Consider the following 19,481-nt stretch of genomic DNA (forward strand, 5'->3'; position numbering starts at 1 on the left):
CGCCGGGTGCGCCTGGGCGGCCCGGCGCGGACGGGCGATCGGCCGGGGCCGACGGGCACGGCAAGCCGGGACGGCTTGGCGGATGTGGCCCGAGAGGGCAGGTGCCGCCCAGCCGCGGGCGCGGACGTGCGCCGGGTCGCGGCGAACTCGTCGACGACGGCGAGCGCAGCGGCGACGGCGAGCGGACGACCAGTCCCCCCAAGACCGTTCGGGCCTGACGGTGCGTGAAAGCGCGCGTCAGCCCGACCGGCGCTCGCCGCGTCACTGCCAGGCGAGCGCCGGTCGGGACTTCACACGGCGGCCACGCCGCGTGTGGATCGGGCGGTCATCGTGCCCGTACCCCTCTTGACCCTTGCCTCGATGTCAGGCGGGGGCCGGGAGACCGACCAGTGCGGCGATCGCGTCCTGGTGCCGCCCCGCCGAACCCAGGGCGATCTGATCGGACTTGGCCCGCTTCAGCGCGAGGTGCGCGGGGTGCTCCCAGGTCATGCCGATGCCGCCGTGCAGCTGCACGCACTCCTCCGCCGCGTGGACGGCGACCTTCGAGCAGTAGGCCTGGGCGACGGCCACGGTCAGCGGCGTGTCGGGGCTGCCCGTGGCGAGCGCGTCGGCCGCGGCCCGGGCCGCCGCACGGGCGTTCACGACCTCCAGCCAGAGCTGCGCCATGCGGTGCTTGAGCGCCTGGAAGGAGCCGACCGGCCGGTTGAACTGGTAGCGGGTGCGGGTGTGACGAACCGTCTCCTCCAGACACCACTCGGCGAGCCCGAGCTGCTCGGAAGCGAGCAGCCCCGCCCCCGCGAGCAGGCCGCGCTCGACGGCCGCGCGGGCCGTGCCGGCGTCCGCGAGCCGCGTGCCGGAGGCGGCGGCCGTGGTCACCGCCGCGAGCGGCCGGGTCAGGTCGAGCGGGATCTGCGGCGTGACCGTGACCTCGCCGGCCGGGACGGCGTACAGACCGTCCGCACGCAGGACGAGGAAGACGTCGGCGGCGAGGGCATCGGCGACCCCGGTCACGGTGCCGGAGGCGGGCGCCTGCGCAGAGGGGAACGCGTTCGGCATCGTGGACGCGCCCGGAGCCGTAGACGCATCCGGGGCCGCAGCCGCGCCCGGCGCCGCGGACGTGGACGCGCCCGGGGCGGTGGACGTGCCCGGCCCGGTGGACACCCCCGGCGCCGTGGACAGGGGCAGTGCGAGCACCGCGATCGTGCGGCCCGCAGCCAGCTTCGCCAGCAGCTCGGCGATCGGGGCGCTCTCCGTGTCCAGGGCGAGCAGGGTCTCGGTCGCGATCACCGCGCTGGTGAGGTACGGGGCCGGGGTCACCGCGCGGCCCAGCTCCTCCAGGACCACGGCAACCTCGCGGTGGCTCGCGCCCTGGCCGCCGAGCGTCTCGGGGACGAGCAGCCCGGCCGCGCCGATCTCGCCGGCCAGGGACTTCCAGAGACCGGGGACGTACGGGTCGCCGCTCTCGATGCGGCCGAGCACGACGCTCGGGTCCGCCCGGTCGGTGAGCAGGGAGCGGACGGCCGCCCGCAGGTCGTCCTCGGATTCGGAGTACAGGAGGTCAGTCATCGCGCGAGGTCCTTCCAGGCGACGTCCTTGTCGTTGCGGGGCTCGGCGGGCAGGCCGAGGACGCGTTCGGCGACGATGTTGAGCAGGACCTCGGTCGTACCGCCCTCGATCGAGTTGCCCTTGGAGCGCAGATAGCGGTACCCGGCGTCGCGGCCGGTGAAGTCGACGAGCTCGGGGCGGCGCATCGTCCAGTCCCCGTACAACAGCCCCTCCTCGCCGAGGAGTTCGACCTCCAGGCCGCTGATGGCCTGGTTCAGGCGGGCGAAGCCGAGCTTCATCGCGCTGCCCTCGGGTCCCGGCTGTCCGGCGACGAGCTGCTGGCGCAGCCGTTCCCCGGTGAGTCGGGCCACCTCGGAGTCGACCCACAGGTCGAGCAGCCGCCGGTGGAGGTCATGGGTACGCAGCTCGGGCCGTTCGCGCCACGTCGCGGCGATCGGGCCGATCATGCCGCCCTCGCGGGGGATGCGGGCGCCGCCGATGGAGACCCGCTCGTTCATCAGGGTGGTCTGGGCGACCCGCCAGCCGTCGCCGATCTCACCGAGCCGGTGGGCGTCGGGGATGCGGACGTCGGTGAGGAAGACCTCGTTGAACTCGGCCTCGCCGGTGATCTGGCGCAGCGGCCGCACCTCGATGCCCGGGTCGGTCATGTCGCAGACGAAGTAGGTGATGCCGCGGTGCTTGGGCAGATCGGGGTCGGTACGGGCGATGAGGATGGCCCAGCGGGCGACATGGGCGCTGGACGTCCACACCTTCTGCCCATTGACGATCCAGTCGCCGGTGGCCTCGTCGCGGACGGCACGAGTGCCGAGCGCGGCGAGGTCGGAGCCGGCGCCGGGCTCGCTGAAGAGCTGGCACCACACCTCCTCGCCCACCCAGAGCGGCCTGAGGAAGCGCTGCTTGACCTCCTCAGAGCCGTACGCGAGGAGGGTCGGCGCGGCCATGCCGAGGCCGATGCCGATCCGGCGGGGATCGTTGTCGGGGGCGCCGGCGGCGGTGAGTTCGGCGTCGACGACGGCCTGGACGGCGCGCGGGGCGTCGAGTCCGCCGAGGCCGACGGGGTAGTGGACCCAGGAGAGCCCGGCGTCGAAGCGGGCCCGGAGGAAGTCGGTGCGGTCGGTGGTCGCGGGCGGGTGCTCGGCGAGCAAGGCCCTTGTACGGTCGATGAGTTCGGCCGCGTCTGTCATGCTCCGGCCCCTTCCGGGAGGACGACCAGACGGCCGGTGGTGATGCCCTCGCTCACGCGCTGCACGGCGTCGGCCGCGCCGGCGAACGGGACGCGCTCGCTCACCAGCGGCCTGATCAGGCCCTTGGCGGCGTACTCGGTGAGCGTCTCGTGGCAACGCAGGATCGCCGCCGGGTCCTTGAGGTTGTAGAGGCCCCAATGGAGGCCGACGATCGAGTAGTTCTTGACGAGGGCGTGGTTGAGAGCGGGCGAGGGGATGGCCCCGCTCGCGAAGCCGACGACGACGATCCGGCCCTCGAAGGCGACGACCTTCGCGGACTGCGCGTAGGCCTCGCCGCCGACGGGGTCGTAGATGACATCGGCACCCCGGCCGCCGGTGGCCTCCTTGACGGCGGCGATGACGTCCTCGGAGCGCCGGTCGACGACGACGTCGCAGCCGAGCGCCCGGGCGACCTCCACCTTGTCCGCCCCGCCGACGACACCGATGACGGTGGCGCCGGCTGCCTTGCCGAGCTGGACGGCGGCGCTGCCGACGCCGCCAGCGGCGGCGTGGACGAGCAGCGTCTCGCCCTCCTTGAGGGCGGCGCGGCGGTGCAGACCGAACCAGCCGGTCTGGTAGCCGATGTGGAGAGCAGCCGCTTCGGCGTCGTCGAGGGCCTCCGGGGCGGGGAGTACGGCCGCCGCGTCCGCCACCGCGTAGTCGGCGAAGCCGCCGTAGGGCAGGGCGGGGGTCGCGATGACCCGCCGGCCGTCCTCGGCCTCGCCGCAGATCTCCACCCCGGGGGTGAAGGGCAGCGGGGGCCGCACCTGGTACTGGCCCCGGCAGAGCAGCGCGTCCGGGAAGTTGACGTTGGCGGCGCGCACCCTGAGGAGGAGCTGCCCCTCGCCGGGCGTGGGCGTCTCCACCTCGTCGAGCTGCATCACCTCGCCCGGCTCGCCGTTCTCGTGCACTCGCCATGCCTGCATCGTGGTCCTCCACCAGCCGTCGTCCGTACTGCGCGGTCGGTCGCATACTAAGCGGTCGCTTGTGCCTGGTGGAACCATGCGCGGAGGACTTCTTGCGACGCCCGGGGCGCCCAGGGCGCCCAGGACGACCAGGACGCCCGGAGCGCCCTCGCCGTCAGGACTGCTTCGGCCGGGCCCGTACGTGCATCCGCTCGCCCTGCGGCCCGAAGAGGCTCAGGAACTCCACCGGCCCGTCGGGCGTGGGCCCGAACCAGTGCGGTACGCGCGTGTCGAACTCGGCCGCCTCCCCCGCCCCGAGGACCACGTCGTGCTCACCGAGGACGAGCCGCAGCTTCCCGGACAGGACGTAGAGCCATTCGTACCCCTCGTGGACGCGCGGGTCCGGCTGCTCGTACGGCTTCTCCTGCACCACCTTGTACGCCTGGAGGCCGCCCGGCTGGCGGGTGAGCGGGTACATCGTCCGGCCGTGCCGCACGATCGGCTTGGCCCTGACCCGGGGGTCGCCGACCGGTGGCGCGCCGACGAGCTCGTCGAGCGGCACCTGGTGGGCGCGGGCGATGGGGAGCAGCAGCTCGAGGCTCGGCCTGCGCTGCCCGGACTCCAGCCGGGAGAGCGTGCTCACGGAGATCCCGGTGGAGGCGGACAGGTCTCCCAGGGTCGCGCCGCGATCGCGCCGGATGCGGCGCAGCCGTGGGCCGACCTCGTTCAGCACGGCGTCGATACGGTCGTCCCCGGTCTCTGGTTCCGTCATGCCTCCATCATGCCTCCCTTTGCCGAAACAGCAAGAATGTTTGTCGGCCAGGGGCCTCGGGAGTGACGCTCCCGGTATGAGTGAACAGACGAGCACAGGCGAACGTCAGCGGTACGACGTGGTGGTGGTCGGCGGCGGCGCGGCGGGGCTGAGCGCGGCCCTGGTCCTCGGCCGGTCGCGGCGCCGCACCCTGGTGGTCGACGCGGGCGAGCCGCGCAACGCCCCGGCCGCCCATATGCAGGGCTTCCTCTCCCGGGACGGGATGAACCCGGCGGAGTTCCTGGAGGTCGGGCGGCGCGAGATCGCCGCGTACGGAGTGGAGTGGACGGCGGGCCGGGTGACGGCGGCGGTACGGGACGGCTCCGGCGGGTTCGTCGTGACCGTGGACGACGGCCGCCGTCGGATCGAGGCGCGCCGGCTCGTCGTCACCACCGGGCTCGTCGACGAGCTCCCCGCGATCGACGGGGTCGCCGAGCGGTGGGGGCGGGAGGTGCTGCACTGCCCGTACTGCCACGGCTGGGAGGTCCGCGACCAGGCCTTCGGCGTGCTCGCGCATCCCGTCTTCGGCGCCCATCAGGCGCTGATCGTCTCCCAGTGGTCCAAGGACGTGATCCTCTTCGCGCACACGGCCGGGCCGCTCTCCGAGGAGGAGCGCGCGCGGGTGGCGGCGGCCGGAGTCGAGGTGGTGACGGGCGAGGTGGCCGGGCTCGTCGTCGAGGACGACCGGTTCACCGGCGTACGGATGACGGACGGGCGGATCGTGGCGCGCGACGTCCTCTTCGTCGGTCCGCGCATGACACCGCGGGACGGCCTGCTCACCGCGCTGGGCGCCGAGACCCGCGAGACGCCGCTCGGCTCGTTCGTCGCGGTGGACGAGACGGGCCGGACCAGCGTGCCGGGCGTCTGGGCGGCGGGGAACGCGATCGGCGCGCAGGAGCAGGTGATCAACGCGGCGAGCGGGGGCTACCGGGCCGGTGTGGCGATCAACATGGAGCTGATCACGGAGGATCTGGACCGCAAGGTCGCGGCCGCCGGCTGACGGTCCTTCAGTTCTCGCTCCCGCCGCGCTGTCGATGCGCCATGAGAAACGAAGCGAACGATCCGCCGGGCCTGCCCGCCCCTCGGTGACGCACTGGTCCACGCGGATGAACCCGGGCGGCTGCGGCTGCGGGGGACGGCGGCGAGCGGCGAGGATCGGCGAGGGTGGCCGGACGCGACCTCCAGACTCGGAAAGGCAGGGCACACCACATGCTCGGTACGGACTTCACCAAGGGATCGCCCAGCTGGGTCGACCTGGGCAGCCCCGACACGGCGGTCGCCGCCGCGTTCTACACCGCCGTCTTCGGCTGGCAGTACACCTCGGCCGGGCCGGACGCCGGCGGCTACGGCTTCTTCCAGCAGGACGGGAAGACGGTCGCCGCGCTCGGTCCGCTGACCGAGGCGGGGGCGAGCAGCGCGTGGACGCTGTACTTCCAGACGCCCGACGCCGACGCCACGGCCAAGACCGCCGAGAGCGCCGGCGGGACCGTGCGCGTCGAGCCCACGGACGTCATGGACGCCGGGCGGATGGCCCAGCTGACCGACCCGGCGGGCGCGGACTTCGCGGTCTGGCAGCCGGCCGCGACGAAGGGTCTGGAGAAAGCCTCCGAGAACAACACGCTCTGCTGGGCCGAGCTGCATGTGCCCGACCCGCAGGCCGCCCTGGACTTCTACGGAAAGCTGTTCGGCTGGCGCTCGCAGGAGATGGAGACGCCGGGCATGACCTACCGGGTGCTGTCCACCGCCGAGGGGGACCTGGAGGACGCGTCCTTCGGCGGTGTCGCCGAGCTCCAGGAGGGCGGGGACCACGCGCGCTGGATCCCGTACTTCGCCGTCGCGGACGCGGACGACGCCGTGATCCGGGCGCAGGGGAACGGCGGGTCGGTCATCATGCCGGCGGCGGACATCCCCGACGTGGGCCGCATCGCCTGGCTGGCCGACCCCTTCGGCGCGCCCTTCGCCGTCCTCAAGCCCGCCCCGGAGATGTGACGTCTCAGCCGCCCTCGAAGCGTGGGCGCCGGCGTGCGGTCGATGGCGGCGGCCAGGCCCTGGTCCGCGTGTCGATCACCCGCATCCCCTTCCTGACGTCTCGTCAGGAAGGGGATCGGCACGGCCGGAGGAAGGCCGTCCGCCGTCAGCGGGAGAACAGTTCGAAGGCGACGGTCGGCCGGTCCCCGTACCGGGCCGCGTAGCGCTGGTTGTTCCCGGCCAGGAAGGTACGGACGTACTCCTCGGGGTCCTTGTCCGTCAGCGCCTCGATGTACGCGCGGTGGGCGAGCAGCGACTGGACGGAGCGCTCGACGCCGGGCGTGGCGTCGACGGCGTGGGTGGGGGTGTTCGATCCGGCGACCGCCACCCAGCGGACGCCGTTCCACGGCTCGATGCCCTGCTCGGTCAGTTCGGGGAAGATCCAGCGGTTGCCCGCGTCGCCCGCCGCGTCGAGCGTGGCGCGGCCGACGGCCACGTGGTCGGGGGTGTTCCAGAAACCGCCCGCGCCCGTGCCCCAGGTGTCGCGGTGGTTGAGGGTGAGGACGAGTTCGGGGCGGTGGCGGCGGATGGCCGCGGCGATGTCGCGGCGCAGACCGAGTCCGTACTCGATCACCCCGTCCCGGTGGTCCAGGAACTCCACGGTGGACACCCCGACGATCTCCGCGCTCGCCCGCTGCTCCTGCTCGCGCAGCGGGCCGCAGGCGGCCGGGTCGAGCGAGTCGATGCCGGCCTCGCCGCGGGTGGCCAGGACGTAGACGACCTCCTTGCCGGAGTCCGTCCAGCCCGCGATGGCGGCGGCGCAGCCGTACTCGAGGTCGTCCGGGTGGGCGACCACGGCGAGCGCGCGCTGCCAGTCGGCGGGCATGTCGTCGAGGGGCGTGATGCTCGTGTCGGTCATGGGCGCAGGATACGGCGTCACACCCGGAGCGCTCCGGAGAGGATCACCGAGCGAGACGCGTGACGGGGGCGGTCCGGGTTGAGCCCGCGCCGTGCCGCGAGCGTGACGGCGAGCCGCTGGGCGCGCACCAGGGCGGCCACGGGGTCGACGGCGTCGGCGTCGAACAGCGCACCGGTGGCCTCCACTTCGTCCCGGAGACCGGTCGGCTCGGGACCGAGGCAGCACACGAGGCTGGAGCGGTCGCTGATGACGATGGGCCCGTGGCGGTACTCCATCGCCGCGTACGACTCCGCCCAGGCGCGGGCCACTCCACGGAGCTTGTGCGCGGCCTCGTCGGCGAGACCGACCGTCCAGCCGGTGCCCAGGAAGGTGAACTGGCCGCGTCGTTCCCAGGCCGTCGGCAGAGGTTCGTACAGGGCGAGTTCGGCATCGGCGATCGAGGCGGTGAGGTCCACCCCGAGCCCGGCGCGCAGCAGTTGGAGAGCGGTGGTGGCGAACCGGGTCTGGACGACGGAGCGTTCCCCGGCGAAGCCGAGGTCGATCACCCGGTCCGCGAGGTGGGCGGCCCGGCTGTCCGGGGCACTGGTCAGGACGAGGGTCGGGATGCGGCCGGAGGCGCGCGCGAGCAGGGTCACGACCTCTGTCGTCGTACCGGAGCGGGTGAGGGCGACGATCCGGTCGTAGTCGCGGCCGAGCGGGGTCTCGTCGGAGGCCGGGAAGGCGTCGGTCTCGCCCGCGCCGAGGGATTCCCGCAGGGCGGCGTAGGCGCGTGCCATGAAGTAGGAGGTGCCGCAGCCGACGACCGCGATCCGCTCGCCGCGCCGGGGCAGCAGGTCGGCGTGGTCGGCGGCGGTGTCGGCGGCACGGCGCCAGCAGTCGGGCTGGCCGGCGATCTCGGCACTGACGTGGGTGGTCATGTCCGGGTCCTCTCCTCGATGTGCTCCGGACGCTTTCTATCCGCCGTGCCACGAGCGCACCATGAGCAATCAGGACGCATCTCTTGGACTTTTGCGTCCGGCCGTGACGGGGCTCGCGCCGCAGGAGGCCCGGACGACCAGCCTCGGCCGCAGCTGTACCTGGTGCAGGGGTGAGGCGTCGCCGTCGGCGAGCCGGCGCAGCAGGATCTGCGCGGCGAGCCGCCCGACCTGGAACTTGGGGGGCGATACGGCGGTCAGCGGGGTCTCGGCGACGTCCGCGAACTCGTTGTCGTAGCTGATCAGGGCCAGGTCGCGGGGCACGCTCAGGCCCGCGCGGCGGGCCGCGGCGAGGACGAGCGTGGCCTCGCGGTCGCCGAAGCAGAGCCCGGCGGTGGCACCGGCAGCGCGGAGGGCGGCGACGGCGCGGTCGGCCCGTTCGGGGTTCCAGCGCTCCCGTCCCTCCCGTACGTGGAGGGGCTCGGGGAGGCCGAGGTCGGCGACGGCCCGGGCGAAACCGGACTCGATGGGCACGGTGGTGGGGGCGTCGGAGCGGACCAGGAGGGCGATCCGCCGATGGCCCAGGGCGCGCAGATGCCGTACGGCGTCATAGGCGCCGCCCTCGTGGTCGGTGCAGACGTGCTCGGTGGGGTCGCCGGGGCCGTACGCGGCGAGCCGGCGCTCGACGAGCACCGCGGGGACCGGCAGCGCGAGGAGGTCGTCGGCGCGCCGGCCCGGGTCGGTGGCGGTGTGCAGGGTGGGGACGAGCAGCAGTCCGTGGACGCCGGCGGAGAGCAGCCGCCGCACAGCGGCGTCCTCCTCGTCGGGGTCGTAGTGCGAGCAGGCGAGAACCAGTCGCGCGCCGGCCGCGGCGAGTTCCCGCTCGATGCCCTGGAGGACGCGGGGGTAGTAGAAGAAGGTGTCCGGGACGAGGACGCCGACGATCCTGCGGTCGGCGGCGGCCGCCCCGGTGTCGGCGGCCGGCTGCGCGGCGAAGGTACCGGCCCCCTGGCGGCGTTCGACGAGGCCGAGGGCGACGAGGTCCTCGTACGCGCGCCGGACGGTGGTCACCGAGAGTCCGGTCTCGGTGGCGAGGGCCCGCTCGGTGGGGAGCTTGGAGCCGGGGGGCCAGGTGCCGTCGAGGATGCCGCGCCGCAGCTCGGCCATCAGGGCCCGGAACTTAAGCTCGCGTCCGGCCGCCGGAACCTCGCTCCGTGCCAACCCGGCCCCCTCCGAACTCGCCTCGATTGCTGCCTGATTGCGCGGCTCGCGGGGCGAATCCTATCCGTCAACTTGACCCGGCCCTAAAGGACCGGGCTTGGAGGTAGCGCCCAGCCGGCTGCTGGGTGGGCTCCTCCGTCCAGACACCCTTATGGGGTGGCAGGGACGCGTGACTCACGCCCCGCAGTCCACACGGTCTCGCCCTTGTGGCCGATGTTGTGGGACGCGTTGTCGTCCGCGTGCATGAGGGCCCCGCAGGACCGGCAGGCGAACGTCGCTTGTGACTGGCGGTTGCGCCGGTCGATGTGACCGCACTCGCAGCATTGCTGGCTGGTGTACGCCGGATCGACCTACAACAGCGGCACCCCAGCCCGCTTCGTCTTGTACTCCACGAAGGCGGCGAGCTGGTGGAAGCTCCACGAATGCAGAGACGTCCGCTGGTCCTTGCGGAGCCGTACCCGGCTGCGGATGCCCGTGAGGTCTTCCAGGGCGATACCGGAACCGGTGCGTTCAGCGGTGGTGACGATGGTCTTGGAGACGATGCGATGTTGGTGATCCCGAGGTCGACGCCGATGAACCCACTGGGCTCGTACTGCCCGGACTCGGGGACATCGCAGACGGCGATCAGGTAGAACACGCCGTCGCGTTCGATCAGGTCGGACTCGCCTTGCGGTGCTCACGGAGCATCTTGAGCGCGTCCGGCGAGCAGGCGAAGCGAACGCCTCTGAGCCGTCCGGCAGTTGTCCAGATCGACACCGTGCCGGCGTCGTACTGTCAGGACAGGCACCGGTCGTCATACGGCTGCGCGGCCTGGGGCCGGAACGTGATCGGCTTCGGCTCCGCCTTGCCCCTGCGCTTCGACCCCGGCTCGCCCAGGTTCCCGGCGCGGATGTTCGCCTTCAACGTGGCGTAGGCATCACGCGTCTTCTTGATGACGTGCTGGGCCGCCTGCGCCCCCAGCCCCCGCGCCTTCAACTCGGCGTAGGTGTGCTTCCGCAGCCCTCCACGCCCACTTGGTCTTCACGCCAAAATACCGGCGCGGACCATTCACCGACGAGATCCTGCGCCGCTGCGAAGAGGTCATGCGCTCTGTCTGCGCGGACTTCGAGACCGAGCTGGTCGAATTCAACGGCGAGACTGATCACGTGCACCTGCTGGTGCACTATCCACTGAAGGTTGCCCTGTCCCGTCTGGTCGGCTCACTCAAGGGCGTCTCCGCCCGCAGGCTCCGACAGGAGTTCCCGGGCCACATCCGCAAGTACCTGTGGGGCCCAACACTTCTGGTCACCCTCCTACTTCGCCGCCTCTTGCGGAGGAGCCCCGCTGTCGATCATCAAGGAGTACATCGAGAACCAGAAGCGCCCCGGCTGAGGTCAGCAGTACCACCCCCGTGCGACCGTGCGGGTCAGAGCAGTCAAGAGAAGCGATTCCTCCCCGGCGTGAACGCCCGGGGTTCCTCGTTAGCCTCGATCTTTCGTGACGGTCCGTCGGTTTCTTCGGTGGGCCGTTTCGGCTGTTCGGGCTGTTGGTGGCCAGGCTGATGGCCCGGCTGTCGCGTCGGGTGGGCGCCGGGTTCCACGGCTCCGGTCGGGTGGTGCTGCTCGCAGGGACGGGAACGTGCTGGTCAGCCGGGGTTCGGGAGAGCTTCGAGCCGTGCGATGGCGTCGGTGATCACGTCGGTCCAGGGCCAGTGGTGCGAATCTCAGGTGCCGGCGGCGGGCGGTGGTAACGATCTGGGCTGCGGCGGAGAAGAGGCGGAGCCGGAGACGGCGGGGCTCCCACCTGCGGGTTTCGCCAGTCAGGGCGAGCATGGGCATCCAGGCCAGCAGGTCGAGGGCGATCTGGACGATCTCCAGCCAGATCCGGTTCTGCGCGGTGTCGTGCAGGGGCAGGTTACGCAGGCCGGTAGCGCGGGCGGCACGGATGCGGTCCTCGGCCCGTGCCCGCTGGCGGTGCCGCAGTTCGAGTGCGGCGATCGCGGTGCCGGTGGTGTTGGTGGCGAACGCGGTGAGCCGCAGGCCGTCGGCGTCGGTGAAACGCAACTGCGCGCCGGGGTGCGGCCGTTCCTTGCGGACGATCAGCCGCATCCCGACCGGCCAGCCCTTCAGGCAGTCTCCGGCGAGTTCGGCGACCCAGGCGCCGTCGCGGATCTCGCCGCCCGGCTCGACGGCCACCGTCCACGCGGCGGGCGGGACCTTGAGCACGGCCTCGTGGATGGTGTCGGTGATGGTCATGCCGACCGAGTACGACAGCCACCGGCCGCGCTGGGCGAACCAGGCGACGAACCTCGTGAGTGCCGCCTCCGGAGTCGGTACGGATCAGCGTCTGGCGTCCACGCCGGTACTTCTTCGGTAGTTGGGCCAGGGAGGGTGGGCCGTGGTGATGTGGTCGGTGCCGGTGTTGCTGACCGCGTTGCCCGGCCTGAGCAGGCCGGCCACCGGCTCCCCACTCCCGCCGCTTCCGTGATCGACGAACCCCGTCAGAGGATGGTGTCCGAAGGTCTTCTTCCAGGTCGCGGTGGCGTCCTGCTACCCGGAGTGGGCCGGCACGAGCACCCCGTCCAGGTCCACGATCACCTGCCCTGCGGCATTCGGGGCCGCATTCTTGGCCACGTTCCAAACGCGTTCGCGCGCTTCGGCCCGCGCGGCCCGTATCGCGGACAGGGCCTTCGGCCCGGCCGCGGCGAGGGTGTCGATGAGGCGGGAGACGGTCGGCTCGGAGGCCACCGGCCCGAACACGGTCGGCTCAGCCCGCAGCACCCCGACATCCGCGAGACAGTCCCCGCCCAGCGCGACCGCGAGGGCCACGTCCAGCAGGACCTTCCCCGGATCGTGCACCGTCCTCGGACGACGCCACGGCGCAAGCGCCGTCGATACCGCCTGGTCCAGCCCGGCCTGGCGAGCCGTCTCGACCAGCACCACAGCCCCGGCCTGGGAGACCACTGAACAGCCGCCGCCCTCGACGCGGACACGCGGGTAGGACCCGATACGCTTCTGCATCTGGAAAGTTCCCCCGGCTTACACGGGTACAAGGACCTCAGCAATCCTCATTCTCGCTGGTCAGAGGCACTTTTCTCTTCTGTGATCACTTGCCGGACAGGCCGCTTCATGAAGCGCGAGGCTAAAGCTCTGCGTTGGCACTGCGTGGTGATCACCCGACTGGCAGCGTCTGGTTTGCGACAAGGAGGAGATCCCAGTGTCGTGTATTCAACGCTGCTTCGGCGCCTTTGGCGGGTGCGAGAAGGGAAGGCGATGGACGCCACGTATGCAACTTCACGCGACAGCACCCGGATTGGATGGACCACAGCCGGGCGCGGCGAACCGATCGTCCTCGTCCACGGGTCAGCAGCCGACCACACGCGGTGGAAAGCACTCGCAGCAAGAATGTCCGACCGGTTCGCGCTGCATCTTGTGGATCGCCGTGGTCGCGGACTCAGCTCGGATGCTGAGAGCTATTCGATCGAGCGTGAATACGACGACGTCGCAGCGGTTGCGGATGTGGTCGGCGGCGGCGTGACAGTGCTCGGCCATTCGTACGGCGGACCTGTCGCCCTCGGCGCGGCGATGCGCACGGAGGCGATCACGCGCATCATCTGTTACGAAGGCTGGCCAGTCGTCGAGGGCGTACCGAGCTGGGCCGACTTCCGAGACGCGCCAGACAAGATCCAGGCCCTGGTCGACGCGGGCGATCAGGACGGTGCCGTCGCGTTGCTCATGAGGGAGGTCGCCGGCCTTAGCCCGGAGCAGGTCGAGTGGATGCGCGGGCAGCCGGAGTGGGCGGGACGGCTGGCCGCCGCGCACACGCTCCCGCGGGAGCTCCACGCCGGAGCATCGGTCAGGCTGTCCGAGGCCGAATTCCGCTCGATCGCGGCTCCGGTGCTGTTCCTGATCGGCGAGCAGAACGAGGAACGCCTGGGGCCGCAGGCGGGGGAGCTGTGCTCGATCCTCCGACACGGCCAGATTGCCGTGCTCCCGGGTCAGGGGCACACCGCCATGGATACCGCCCCCGAGATGTTCGCCGATGCGATCACTTCGTTCATGGCGTCGACGGCCTGACCGCTGAGTCCTCCCCTTGGGCAACGGTGCCAGCGCCGCCGATCTTCTTCACCTGAGGAGTGCATCTTTCCCCACGACGAGGCTAGATCCTGCTGAAGATCCCCGCGTCAGGAGGTCGGGAAGTCGTCGGCCGTCCGGATGCGGTCGCGGATCCAGACACCGGCGGGCTTGAGCGAGCTCGTCCCGGCCCACGGCCCGTTGTCGGCGCAGGTGCCGACGGTGAAGACGGCGCCGCTGCGGTGGTCGTCGGAGAAGTTCCAGTTGACCCAGCTGATCTTCTTGGCGGCCATGACGTCCAGGAAGCGCTGGGTCATCGCGAAGTCGTCGGCGCCCTCACCGGCGTAGTTCTGGGTGCCGAACTCGGTGACGAAGACGGGCAGTTTGTCGGCGGCGCGGGAGAGCGTGTTCAGGTACTCGTCTCGGTGCGAGTACGCGTAGAAGTGGAAGGTGTACATGATGTTGGAGGCGTTCACCGGGCTGGCCACGATCTCGGACTCGTCGGCGCCCTCGGACACGCCGAGCGAGGACCACGCGCGGGTGCCGACGAGGATCGGCGTCTCGGCGTCCTTGGCGCGGATGACGGGGATCAGCTGCTCCGCATAGCTCTTGATGCGGGACCAGGCGACCCCGCTGGGCTCGTTGGCGATCTCGTACAGCAGGTTGGTCTTGGCGCCGTGGCGCTGGGCGATCTCGGTGAAGAAGGTCTTGGCGCGGTCGAGGTTGTAGTGCGGGTCGCCCGGGTCGAGCATGTGCCAGTCGACGATCACGTACATCCCGCGTGCGGTGGCCTGGTCGATCAGGGAGTGGGCCAGGTCGGTGTACTTGCGCGGGTCGGTCTCGTACCCGTCCTCCTGGACGTAGGTGGAGACGCGCAGGACGTCGGCGTTCCAGTCCTTGGCGAGGGCGTCGAGCGAGCCGCCGGTCAGACACTGGCTGTACCACTGGGTGCCGTGGCTGGACATGCCGCGCAGCTGGACGGGCTTGCCGTACTGGTTGCAGAGCTTGGTGCCGCAGACCTTGAGCTGTCCGTTGATCGCGGCCGGGGTGTCGCCGACGGGCGTGGTGGCGGTGTCGACCGTGAGGTGGTCGACGTTGGGGCCGCCGTTGGCGGTGGTGGCGGTGGCACGGAGGGTGTTGGCCCCGGCCCTGAGGTTCACGGTGAGGGTGGTGGTGGCCCAGGTGGCCCACGCGCCGGTGCCGGGGAAGGCCTTGCCCGCGGTGGCGACGACCCCGTTGACGGCGATGTCCATGGGGCGGTTGGTGGTCGTGCCGTTGGCGTAGCGCAGGGTCAGGGTCGCCGTGCCCGCCGTGGCGGCGTTGACGTTCCACTGGACGTAACTGCCGTTGACGTTGTTGTAGTTGACGAATCCGGTGCCGGTGAAGCCGGTGTGGTTGGACTCGACCAGGCCCTGGGAGACGGTGGCGGTCTCCGCCTCGTGAGTGACGGGGGCCGCGACCGCCGCGGGTGGTGCGGCGGCGAGGCCGAGGAGGACGAGGGCGGCCACCGCGGTGCCGAGCGCACCTAGTGAACGCAGCCGGAGATGTGCCGATCGTGCCGATGTCATGGGGGTCTCCCGGAACGATGAATCGGAAGGAAAGTTTCCTAACGAATGGATAGCAGCACGGCCGAGTGGCTCGCAAGGGTCATGACAAACAGCGCGGCCGCTGTCATGCCCTCGGCGGCGCTCGCGCTCACTCCCCGTACAGCGCTTCGATCTCCCTCTCGTACCGCTGCGCGATCGCCTGGCGGCGCAGCTTCAGGGTGGGGGTCAGCGTGCCCGCCTCCACCGTGAAGTCCTCGGCCAGGACCTCGAAGGCTCGGACGCGCGCCGGGCGGGAGACGCTCGCGTTCGCGGTCCGCACCGCCTCCTCGATCAGGGCCCGTACCCCCGGGTTCGTGGACGGCGAGGGACCCAGGTCCACGCCTTCCCGGTCCGCCCACCCCCGGACCTCCTCCGCGTCCAGGGTGATCAGCGCGACCGGATACGGGCGGCGGTCGCCGATCATCACCGCTCGCGAGACGTAGCGGGAGTGCTGGATCGCGAACTCCGTCTCCGACGGGGTGAGGTTCTTGCCCGCCGAGGTGATGATCAGCTCCTTCTTCCGGCCGGTGATCCGCAGAAAGCCGTCACCGTCCACCTCCCCCAGGTCGCCCGTGTGCAGCCACCCCTCCCCGTCCAGCGCCTCCGCCGTGGCGGAGGCGTTCGCGTGGTAGCCCGGGAAGACGTTCGCGCCCCGCGCCAGCACCTCGCCGTCCGCGGCGATCCGCACCTCGCACCCGGCGATCGGGCGCCCCACCGTCCCGTACCGCACCGCGCCCGGGTGGTTCAGGCTGATCACCCCGCCCGACTCGGTCATCCCGTACCCCTCGAAGACCGATATCCCGCAGGCCCGCAGGAAGTCCAGGGTGGCCGGGGCGATGGGCGCGCCGCCCGTCAGTGCCCAGCGCAGCCGGCCCCCGAAGGCCGCCCGGACCAGGGAGTAGAGGGACTCCTCCGCCGCCTGCCAGGCCTCCCGCGCCGACTCCGGGAGGCGGCCCTCCGCGGCCAGCACTCCCAGCCGTACCGCCTCCTCGAAGCGTTCGCGGCCGCCCTCCTGGGATTCCGCGAGCGAGAGGACCACCGAGTGCACCTTCTCGAACAGCCTGGGTACGGACGGCAGATGGGTGGGCCGGGCCTCCGCCAGCTCGCCGACCACGTCCTCGATCCGGCCGCCGAAGTAGCACAGCTCCCCGCCCTCCAGGAGGGTGGTGAACTGGATCAGCTGGGCGAGCAGATGGGCCAGCGGCAGGTAGAGGTACGTCGAATCCCCCGGCCCTCCCTTGATCAGCGGGAGCGTCGCGTCCTGGATCGCGCCCAGGTTCCCGTGCGTGAGCCGGCACCCCTTCGGCGGTCCGGTGGTCCCGGAGGTGTAGACGATCGAGGCGTCGTCGCAGGGCCCGACGGCGGCGGCCCGCGCCAGCAGTTCCGCAAGGCCCCCGGCGGCCGCCCCCGCCTCCCCCATCAGCACCACGTCCCGCACCCGTGGCAGCTTCCCCCGCAGCGACTCCACCCGCTCCGCCTGCGCCGGGTCCTCGCACACCACCACCACGGCCCCGGAGTCGCCCAGTACCCAGGCCAGTTCCTCCTCCCCCGCCGTCGGGTACACCGGCACCAGGACCGCGCCCGCCGCCAGCACCCCGAAGTGCGTGTACGTCCACTCCGGGCGCGTCTCGGCCAGCACCGCCACCCGCTCCCCCGCGCCCACGCCGAGGCCGAGTAGTCGGCACCCGGTCTCGCGCACGGCGTCACGCAGCCCGGCGTACGAGACCGTCCGCCACTGCCCGTCGCGCCGGAACCGCAGCGCGGTCTCCGCGCCGTACCGCTCGCCGGTCCACTCCGTGAAGACCGCCAACGTCCCTGGCCGCTCAGCCCTCTCAGCGCGCTCCGTCATCGTGTGCCCTCCCCACAGCCGGTGGTACGACCGACGCTAGGCAGTGCACCCGTGGCAGGGCATGACCGGAATCGTCACGCCCGCTGACCTCAGCGCTCAGACCAACTACCGTCGTCCGCATGGGAAGGCGGACGATCACCGTGCACCACGTGCGGGCCGTGCTGGCGGGCGCGCGACGCGCCGGTCTCGACACCGTGCCGCTGCTGCAGGCCGCGCAGATCCCGCCGTTGCTGCTCGGCGACGACCGTGCCCGCGTCACCGCCACGCAGTTCGCGCGGCTCTTCCGCGCGCTCTACCGGGAGACCCAGGACGAGTTCCTGGGCCTGAGCGGTGCCCCCAGCCGCCCCGGCACCTTCGCGATGATGTGTTACGCCACCCTCGGCTGCCGGGACCTCGGCTCGGCCGTCCAGCGCGGGGCTGCCTTCTACGGCCTCTTCCCGGGCGGGCCGGACCTGGCGCTCGAAGTCGGCGGCGGCGAGGCGCGGTTCACCGTGCGCAGCGATCTCGCGGGGGACGAGGAGCGCTTCCTGACGGAGTGTCTGCTGGTCATCTGGCACCGCCTGTGCAGCTGGCTGATCGGCCGACGCATCCCCCTTTCCTACGCGGCCTTCGCCTATCCGCCGCCGCCCCACAAGGACGAGTACGAGGTGCTCTTCGACTGCCCGGTCCGCTTCGGCGAGCCGCGCACGGGGGCCGGCTTCGCCGCGCACTGGCTGACCGCCCCGCTCGTCCGGGACGAGGCCGCGCTCGACGAGCTGCTGCGGCGCGCGCCCTTCGACCTGCTCAGCAGGCCGGAGTACGGGACCACGGTCGCCGAGCAGGTACGCCGGGCCCTCGCGCAGGAGCTGCGCCACTCGCCACGGCTGCCGGCGCTCGGGGAGGTGGCGGGGCGGCTCGCGGTCAGCCCGGCGACCCTGCGCCGGCGCCTCCAGCAGGAGGGGACCTCGTTCCAGCGGCTCAAGGACCACGTGCGGCGGGACGCGGCGATCGCGGGGCTGGCCGAGGGCGGGGAGCCGATCGCGGAACTGGCGGCCCGGCTGGGCTTCTCGGAGGACACCGCGTTCCACCGGGCCTTCCGGCGGTGGACAGGGACGACCCCGGGCGCGTACCGCATCGCCTCCGACGGCTGACCCCACCGGCCCCGCCGCCACCGCTGCGACATCCGGCCAGGAAAGGTGAGCTGCGCGGTCAGCGCCATCCCTACCGGTCGGTCACTACCTTTCCCTCACCTACCCCCACACGGGACCCTTGGGAGAGCCGCCCATGCGTATCCACAGCACCGCCCTGGCCGCCGTCGCCGCACTGGCCCTGTCGGTCGTCATCCCCGCCACCGCCACAGCGACCGCGACCGCGTCCACCGCCGACGCCGAAGCCGCCACCAGCCCCGGTGACCTGGTGAGCGTCGCGCCGTCCGCCTTCCACCCGCTGCCCGGACAGTGGACCAACACCAACGCCTGGAAGATCCACTACCGGTCCACGGCCGCGGACGGGACCCCGAACACCGTCTCCGGCACCGTGATCGTCCCGCAGGACGGCCGTACGGGCCCCCGCCCCCTCATCACGTACGCCGTCGGCACCGTCGGCATGGGCGACTCCTGCGCGCCCAGCAACAACTTCCCGTACGGCACGGCCATGGAGGCCAACCTCATCCAGCAGCTCACCCTGCGCGGCTGGGCCGTGGCCGTCACGGACTACGAGGGTCTCGGCACTCCGGGCGACCACACGTACACGGTCGGCCCCTCGGCCGGACACGCCATGCTCGACGCCGCCCGCGCCGCGCAGCGCCTGCCCGAGGCGGGCCTGTCGAAGGACGGGCCGGTCGGCATCATGGGCTACTCGCAGGGCGGGCAGGCCGCCGGCTGGGCCGCCGAGCTGCACGGCTCGTACGCGCCCGAACTCAAGGTGAAGGGCACGGCGACCGGCGGCGTCCCGGCCGACCTGCTCAAGGTCGCGGACTCCAACAACGGAAGCTTCGGCTCCGGCCTGATCTTCATGGCGGCGGCCGGACAGGACGCGGCCTTCCCCGAGCTGGACCTCGACTCCTACCTCAACCCGGCGGGCAAGGTCCTCGTCGACTTCTTCAAGAAGAACTGCGTGGCGATCGACGCCACGGTCGGGTCCTTCAAGAAGATCTCCGACCTGACCACCTCCAACCCCCTCTACCAGCCGGACTGGCAGGCCCGCCTGAACCAGTCGAAGCTGGGCCGCACCGCGCCCGCGGCGCCCGTGTACCAGTACCACGCGCTGGGCGACGAGCTGATCCCGTACGCGGTGGGTCGGCAGCTGCGCTCCGACTGGTGCGCGAAGGGCGCGAACGTGCACTGGGAGACCATCTGGGTCGGTGAGCACGTCAGCGGCGTGATCACTGAGGCCGTCGAGGCGGGCAACTGGCTCGCCGACCGGTTCGCGGGCCGCCAGGCCGACGACAACTGCTAGATCAGTGAGTTCTGCGGGGGGGGCGGCGGTC

Annotated in this window: 14 protein-coding genes and 3 pseudogenes; 6 read left to right on the forward strand and 11 right to left on the reverse strand. The window is 71.9% G+C overall.

From position 1 onward, the window contains the following. Nucleotides 1-363: 363 nt before the first annotated feature. The 4 genes from ACZ4VI_RS01940 to ACZ4VI_RS01955 all read right to left on the reverse strand — a co-directional run bounded on the left by ACZ4VI_RS01940 (nt 364) and on the right by ACZ4VI_RS01955 (nt 4,466). Nucleotides 364-1,566 (reverse strand): acyl-CoA dehydrogenase family protein, encoded by a 1,203-nt coding sequence (locus ACZ4VI_RS01940; RefSeq protein WP_467995713.1) that lies wholly within the window; start codon nt 1,564-1,566, stop codon nt 364-366. Beyond that, nucleotides 1,563-2,750, reverse strand: a complete 1,188-nt coding sequence (locus ACZ4VI_RS01945; RefSeq protein WP_467995715.1) for an acyl-CoA dehydrogenase family protein — start codon at nt 2,748-2,750, stop codon at nt 1,563-1,565. The genes ACZ4VI_RS01940 and ACZ4VI_RS01945 overlap by 4 nt, the downstream gene beginning before the upstream one ends. Then, the gene (locus tag ACZ4VI_RS01950; protein WP_467995717.1) at nt 2,747-3,715 is read right to left on the reverse strand and encodes an NADPH:quinone oxidoreductase family protein; all 969 of its coding nucleotides are present in this window, start codon (nt 3,713-3,715) and stop codon (nt 2,747-2,749) included. The genes ACZ4VI_RS01945 and ACZ4VI_RS01950 overlap by 4 nt, the downstream gene beginning before the upstream one ends. Before the next feature lie 154 nt (nt 3,716-3,869). Next, on the reverse strand, nt 3,870-4,466 hold the full coding sequence (locus ACZ4VI_RS01955) for a helix-turn-helix domain-containing protein (RefSeq protein WP_467995719.1): 597 nt from the start codon (nt 4,464-4,466) through the stop codon (nt 3,870-3,872). 76 nt (nt 4,467-4,542) lie between these two features. On the opposite strand from ACZ4VI_RS01955, the gene ACZ4VI_RS01960 reads away from it, so the two are divergent. After that, a complete protein-coding gene (locus tag ACZ4VI_RS01960) occupies nt 4,543-5,505 on the forward strand; it encodes an NAD(P)/FAD-dependent oxidoreductase (protein WP_467995721.1) in 963 nt (320 codons plus the stop codon). 209 nt (nt 5,506-5,714) lie between these two features. Further along, nucleotides 5,715-6,494, forward strand: a complete 780-nt coding sequence (locus ACZ4VI_RS01965) for a VOC family protein (protein WP_467995723.1) — start codon at nt 5,715-5,717, stop codon at nt 6,492-6,494. A 145-nt stretch (nt 6,495-6,639) separates the two neighbouring features. On the opposite strand, the gene ACZ4VI_RS01970 is transcribed toward ACZ4VI_RS01965, so the two are convergent. The 4 genes and pseudogenes from ACZ4VI_RS01970 to ACZ4VI_RS01985 all read right to left on the reverse strand — a co-directional run. Then, on the reverse strand, nt 6,640-7,392 hold the full coding sequence (locus ACZ4VI_RS01970; protein ID WP_467995725.1) for a PIG-L deacetylase family protein: 753 nt from the start codon (nt 7,390-7,392) through the stop codon (nt 6,640-6,642). Nucleotides 7,393-7,409: 17 nt separating this feature from the next. Then, on the reverse strand, nt 7,410-8,309 hold the full coding sequence (locus tag ACZ4VI_RS01975; RefSeq protein WP_467995727.1) for an SIS domain-containing protein: 900 nt from the start codon (nt 8,307-8,309) through the stop codon (nt 7,410-7,412). 69 nt (nt 8,310-8,378) lie between these two features. After that, complete coding sequence (locus tag ACZ4VI_RS01980) at nt 8,379-9,473, reverse strand: LacI family DNA-binding transcriptional regulator (protein ID WP_467995729.1); 1,095 nt, start codon at nt 9,471-9,473, stop codon at nt 8,379-8,381. Between the two features lie 203 nt (nt 9,474-9,676). Continuing rightward, nucleotides 9,677-10,526, reverse strand: a pseudogene (locus ACZ4VI_RS01985) (RNA-guided endonuclease InsQ/TnpB family protein); the annotation flags it as partial. A 14-nt stretch (nt 10,527-10,540) separates the two neighbouring features. Here ACZ4VI_RS01985 and tnpA point away from each other — a divergent pair. Next, nucleotides 10,541-10,898: pseudogene (gene tnpA, locus ACZ4VI_RS01990) on the forward strand (IS200/IS605 family transposase). Between the two features lie 253 nt (nt 10,899-11,151). On the opposite strand, the pseudogene ACZ4VI_RS01995 reads toward tnpA, so the two are convergent. Continuing rightward, a pseudogene (locus ACZ4VI_RS01995) lies at nt 11,152-12,526 on the reverse strand (IS1380 family transposase). A 252-nt stretch (nt 12,527-12,778) separates the two neighbouring features. Here ACZ4VI_RS01995 and ACZ4VI_RS02000 point away from each other — a divergent pair. Further along, nucleotides 12,779-13,582 (forward strand): alpha/beta fold hydrolase, encoded by an 804-nt coding sequence (locus ACZ4VI_RS02000; protein WP_467995731.1) that lies wholly within the window; start codon nt 12,779-12,781, stop codon nt 13,580-13,582. A gap of 107 nt (nt 13,583-13,689) precedes the next feature. Here ACZ4VI_RS02000 and ACZ4VI_RS02005 read toward each other — a convergent pair whose 3' ends face one another. Next, the gene (locus ACZ4VI_RS02005; protein ID WP_467995733.1) at nt 13,690-15,147 is read right to left on the reverse strand and encodes a cellulase family glycosylhydrolase; all 1,458 of its coding nucleotides are present in this window, start codon (nt 15,145-15,147) and stop codon (nt 13,690-13,692) included. A gap of 127 nt (nt 15,148-15,274) precedes the next feature. After that, complete coding sequence (locus tag ACZ4VI_RS02010; protein WP_467995735.1) at nt 15,275-17,014, reverse strand: AMP-dependent synthetase/ligase; 1,740 nt, start codon at nt 17,012-17,014, stop codon at nt 15,275-15,277. A 119-nt stretch (nt 17,015-17,133) separates the two neighbouring features. Here ACZ4VI_RS02010 and ACZ4VI_RS02015 point away from each other — a divergent pair, with 119 nt between their 5' ends. Together ACZ4VI_RS02015 and ACZ4VI_RS02020 are read left to right on the forward strand one after the other, a co-directional pair. After that, nucleotides 17,134-18,144 (forward strand): AraC family transcriptional regulator, encoded by a 1,011-nt coding sequence (locus ACZ4VI_RS02015; RefSeq protein ID WP_467995737.1) that lies wholly within the window; start codon nt 17,134-17,136, stop codon nt 18,142-18,144. A 133-nt stretch (nt 18,145-18,277) separates the two neighbouring features. Next, entirely contained in the window at nt 18,278-19,450 is a 1,173-nt protein-coding gene (locus ACZ4VI_RS02020; protein ID WP_467995739.1) for a lipase family protein, read from the forward strand. Nucleotides 19,451-19,481: the final 31 nt, after the last annotated feature.

This window comes from Streptomyces sp. NPDC029169 (assembly GCF_055563935.1).

What these genes read in the sequence shown, in the direction of transcription:
- ACZ4VI_RS02000 (WP_467995731.1), top strand. Translation starts at nt 12,779, where the DNA reads ATGGACGCCACGTATGCAACTTCACGCGACAGCACCCGGATTGGATGG.
- ACZ4VI_RS02020 (WP_467995739.1), top strand. Translation starts at nt 18,278, where the DNA reads ATGCGTATCCACAGCACCGCCCTGGCCGCCGTCGCCGCACTGGCCCTG.
- ACZ4VI_RS01965 (WP_467995723.1), top strand. Translation starts at nt 5,715, where the DNA reads ATGCTCGGTACGGACTTCACCAAGGGATCGCCCAGCTGGGTCGACCTG.
- ACZ4VI_RS01970 (WP_467995725.1), bottom strand. Translation starts at nt 7,392, where the DNA reads ATGACCGACACGAGCATCACGCCCCTCGACGACATGCCCGCCGACTGG.
- ACZ4VI_RS01960 (WP_467995721.1), top strand. Translation starts at nt 4,543, where the DNA reads ATGAGTGAACAGACGAGCACAGGCGAACGTCAGCGGTACGACGTGGTG.
- ACZ4VI_RS01955 (WP_467995719.1), bottom strand. Translation starts at nt 4,466, where the DNA reads ATGACGGAACCAGAGACCGGGGACGACCGTATCGACGCCGTGCTGAAC.
- ACZ4VI_RS01950 (WP_467995717.1), bottom strand. Translation starts at nt 3,715, where the DNA reads ATGCAGGCATGGCGAGTGCACGAGAACGGCGAGCCGGGCGAGGTGATG.
- ACZ4VI_RS01945 (WP_467995715.1), bottom strand. Translation starts at nt 2,750, where the DNA reads ATGACAGACGCGGCCGAACTCATCGACCGTACAAGGGCCTTGCTCGCC.
- ACZ4VI_RS01940 (WP_467995713.1), bottom strand. Translation starts at nt 1,566, where the DNA reads ATGACTGACCTCCTGTACTCCGAATCCGAGGACGACCTGCGGGCGGCC.
- ACZ4VI_RS02005 (WP_467995733.1), bottom strand. Translation starts at nt 15,147, where the DNA reads ATGACATCGGCACGATCGGCACATCTCCGGCTGCGTTCACTAGGTGCG.
- ACZ4VI_RS01975 (WP_467995727.1), bottom strand. Translation starts at nt 8,309, where the DNA reads ATGACCACCCACGTCAGTGCCGAGATCGCCGGCCAGCCCGACTGCTGG.
- ACZ4VI_RS01980 (WP_467995729.1), bottom strand. Translation starts at nt 9,473, where the DNA reads ATGGCCGAGCTGCGGCGCGGCATCCTCGACGGCACCTGGCCCCCCGGC.
- ACZ4VI_RS02015 (WP_467995737.1), top strand. Translation starts at nt 17,134, where the DNA reads ATGGGAAGGCGGACGATCACCGTGCACCACGTGCGGGCCGTGCTGGCG.
- ACZ4VI_RS02010 (WP_467995735.1), bottom strand. Translation starts at nt 17,014, where the DNA reads ATGACGGAGCGCGCTGAGAGGGCTGAGCGGCCAGGGACGTTGGCGGTC.